At 69.9% G+C, this 3,460-nt stretch carries 3 protein-coding genes and 2 pseudogenes; 3 read left to right on the top strand and 2 right to left on the bottom strand.

Translation table 11 applies throughout. The annotated features are described in order from the left end of the window. The 3 genes and pseudogenes from ACFYXB_RS45630 to ACFYXB_RS45620 form a co-directional block, all read left to right on the top strand. Nucleotides 1-500: VanZ family protein (locus tag ACFYXB_RS45630; protein ID WP_389591393.1), on the top strand; the 500-nt coding region annotated here is incomplete at its 5' end. Nucleotides 501-568: 68 nt separating this feature from the next. Continuing rightward, on the top strand, nucleotides 569-1,285 hold the full coding sequence (locus ACFYXB_RS45625; protein WP_389591392.1) for a response regulator transcription factor: 717 nt from the start codon (nucleotides 569-571) through the stop codon (nucleotides 1,283-1,285). After that, nucleotides 1,278-2,355 (top strand): annotated as a pseudogene (locus tag ACFYXB_RS45620) (sensor histidine kinase). Before ACFYXB_RS45625 ends, ACFYXB_RS45620 begins: the two are co-directional and overlap by 8 nt. A gap of 246 nt (nucleotides 2,356-2,601) precedes the next feature. Here ACFYXB_RS45620 and ACFYXB_RS45615 read toward each other — a convergent pair. Both ACFYXB_RS45615 and ACFYXB_RS45610 read right to left on the bottom strand, forming a co-directional pair. Continuing rightward, nucleotides 2,602-2,886: pseudogene (locus ACFYXB_RS45615) on the bottom strand (UvrD-helicase domain-containing protein); the annotation flags it as partial. Next, entirely contained in the window at nucleotides 2,829-3,395 is a 567-nt protein-coding gene (locus ACFYXB_RS45610; protein ID WP_389591395.1) for a UvrD-helicase domain-containing protein, read from the bottom strand. The pseudogene ACFYXB_RS45615 and the gene ACFYXB_RS45610, both read right to left, overlap by 58 nt. Nucleotides 3,396-3,460 lie beyond the last annotated feature (65 nt).

Below are 3,460 nucleotides of genomic sequence, written 5' to 3'. Positions count from 1 at the left end.
ACAAAGTGCGGGCCGCTGGTGGAGCACTTCGGAGCGATGCTGCGGCGCTCCGCGCCGCACTGCTCAGGATCGGATTCCCTCCCCGCCTGAAGGCGAGGATTCCCCCCGAAGAGAAGGGATGGATGACCATGATGCCGGGCGCCGGGGCCGGCACCGCCCCCGCCCGGGTGAGCCTGCTACCGCTGCGGGACCTGGTCACGATGGGGCCGGTCGGGACCGTCGGCAACCTGCTGATCTTCGCGGCGCTGGGATTCTTCGCCCCGATGCGGTTCGCGGCGCTGGCGTCCGTGCCGCGGATCCTGGCGCTCGGGGCGGGCTGCTCGGTCCTGGTCGAAACCGCACAGTACGTCCTGCGGCTCGACCGGGTGTCCTCCGTGGACGACGTACTGGTCAACGCCGCCGGCGCCGTGCTGGCCGCGCTGGCGTCGCGCCGCTGGTGGCGCACTACGGCGGAAGCGCCGTCGGACCAGCCTCGCCCCGTGCCGGCACCGGCAGGCTGAGCCGCCTGTCCGGTGTGCACACGTCCTCGTATACGTTGGCGATATGTTCTGCTGCTTAGGCTCCATACATGCGCGTACTGATCGTGGAGGACGAGCCCTACCTGGCCGAAGCCGTCCGTGACGGTCTACGGCTGGAGGCGATCGCCGCCGACATCGCCGGCGACGGCGACTCCGCCCTGGAACTGCTCAGCGTCAACTCCTACGACCTCGCGGTCCTCGACCGCGACATCCCCGGCCCCTCCGGCGACGAGGTCGCCCGGCGCATCGTCGCCTCCGGCAGCGGCATCCCGATCCTCATGCTCACCGCTGCCGACCGGATCGACGACAAGGCTTCCGGGTTCGGGCTCGGCGCCGACGACTACCTCACCAAACCGTTCGAGCTGCGGGAGCTCGTCCTGCGGCTGAGGGCGCTCGACCGCAGACGCGCGTACGCCCGGCCCCCGGTCCGCGAGATCGCGGGCCTGCGACTCGACCCCTTCCGCCGCGAGGTCTTCCGCGACGGACGCTACGTCGCGCTCACCCGCAAACAGTTCGCCGTGCTGGAAGTCCTCGTCGCCGCCGAGGGCGGGGTCGTCAGCGCCGAAGAGCTGCTGGAACGGGCCTGGGACGAGAACGCCGACCCCCTCACCAACGCCGTGCGCATCACCGTCTCCGCACTGCGCAAACGGCTCGGCGAACCATGGATCATCGCCACGGTGCCCGGCGTCGGCTACCGGGTCGACACCGGTATGGACACCATCGCCCCCGACAGGGACACCACCGACCCCGGCAGTACGCATGCATAGACGCCCAGGGCTCAGCGCCCGACTGAAACTCACCCTCAGCTACGCCGGGTTCCTCGCCGTCGCCGGCGCTCTCCTGCTGGCCGTGGTGTGGGGGTTCCTGCTGCGCTACGTACCCGACAACTCCCAGGGCCTTCTCGGGATCGCGCCCAACCGCTACCTCCTTGTGCGCACGTTCGCCCCAGCCGCGGCCGTGGCGATGGTCCTCCTGCTCGTGTTCGGCCTCGTAGGGGGATGGATCCTCGCCGGCCGGATGCTCGCGCCACTCACACAGATCACGGATGCGGCACGGATGGCCGGGAACGGGTCGTTGTCCCACCGGATCCGCATGAAGGGCCGCCAGGACGAATTCCGTGAACTCTCCGACGCGTTCGACTCGATGCTCCAACAACTCGAGTCCCACGTCGCCGAGCAGCAGAGGTTCGCCGCGAACGCCTCCCACGAACTGCGCACCCCGCTGGCGATCTCGCGGACGCTCCTCGACGTCGCCCGCAAGGACCCCGCGAAGGACCGGGGCGAACTCATCGAACGCCTGCACGCTGTCAATACGCGGGCGATCGACCTCACCGAGGCCCTCCTGCTGCTCAGCCGCGGCGACCGCGGAAACTTCACCCGCGAGAACGTCGACCTCTCCCTCATCGCCGAAGAAGCCGCCGAAACGCTGCTTCCCCTCGCCGAACAGCGCCGGATCACGCTCGACGTCACCGGCGGGGCGGCCCGGACCAGCGGCTCCGCGGAGCTCCTGCTGCGGATGGTGACGAACCTCGTCCAGAACGCCATCGTCACAACCTCCCCGCCGGCGGCACCGTGACGGTCCACACCGAGGCGCACGGCGACACGAGCGTGCTGCGGGTCGAGAACACGGGCCGTCGGCTCCCACCGGACCTGGTATCGACCCTCACCGAACCCTTCCAGCGCGGAACGGAACGCGTACGCACCGACGAGCACGCCGGCGTCGGCCTCGGCCTGGCCATCGTGCACAGCATCGTCCGCGCCCACGTCGGGACCCTCGACCTTGTCCCCGCCCCGCCGGCGGTCTCCTCGTCACGGTCCGGCTTCCTGGCACGCCGTAGGCATCGTCCCCGAGCGGGGCCCACTGGATCGTTTGGTTCGGGGTTGACGTTTCCCGGAGGTGCGCCGTCGCGTGCGCGGCGCCCGTGGGATGTTCCCAGGGCGGCTTCGGGGGCGACGATGATGTCTTGTCCGCTGCGGTAGTTGACTTCGCGGGGCAGGTCGCAGTTGTCTTCGCGGCCGGCCAGGGCGGTCAGGTACTTGGCGTCGGCGCCGCTGAACCCGTAGACGGACTGGTCGGTGTCTGCGACGGCGACGACGGTGATGCCGGCCAGGTCGTGCAAGGCCACCACGAGTTCATGGAGGACGCCGCCGAGGTCTTGGTATTCGTCCACGATGAGGTGCGGGAACCGGGCGTGCAGGAGGTCCCGGACGGGTTCGTGCTCCCGCACGATGCGCAGGGCCCGCGTCACCATGGCCTCGAAGTCGGTCTCTCCCCGGGCGGTGAACTGTTCCTCGCGGAGGCGGGCTGCCTCTACGTCGCGCGGGTCGAAGGCGTCGAGGGGTTCGTTGCAGGCGAGGGCGCGGCGGATCCTGTTGTTCTCGGCTGTGTGGAACTGGGCGAGGGGCTCGGCGATGCCGACGTGGTCGAAGCAGCGCTGAAGGAGTACTTGTGTGGCTCTGTCGCCGAGAACTTGTCCTGCTTGGGGTGCGGGTTCCTGGGTGAGGGGGCGAAGGCACGCAGGATCTCGTTCAGGCAGAAGGCGTGGACGGTGGAGCAGATGATCCGTCCGTCGACGCGGACGCCGCGCTGGAGGACGCGGCAGCGGATCTCGTCGGCTGCGGCGTTCGTGCAGGTGATGCAGGCGACGCCGCGGAAGGCGGAGATCTGTATTTCCAGCAGGTAGGCGGCGCGGGCGACGAGTGTTCTGGTCGTGCCGCTGCCCGGGCCGGCCCGCAGGACGACGTTGCCGGGGTGCAGGACAGCGGTGCGCTGCGTGGGGTGCCGACGGAGTGGAATGCGTTCACCGCTGCCATCGCTGCCGAGCGGACTCGATGAGCTTGAACGCCCTGGCCAGGGCAGCGGTGCGGGAGCCTGCACCTCGGGTGGCCTCGGTCCGCGGGTGGGCGGTATACCGTGCGCCGCTCCGTCGTGTCCGTAGCGAC

Origin of the sequence: Streptomyces sp. NPDC002619 (assembly GCF_042889305.1) — a bacterium.
Taxonomy (GTDB): domain Bacteria; phylum Actinomycetota; class Actinomycetes; order Streptomycetales; family Streptomycetaceae; genus Streptomyces.
This window is presented reverse-complemented; position numbering and strand designations above follow the sequence as displayed.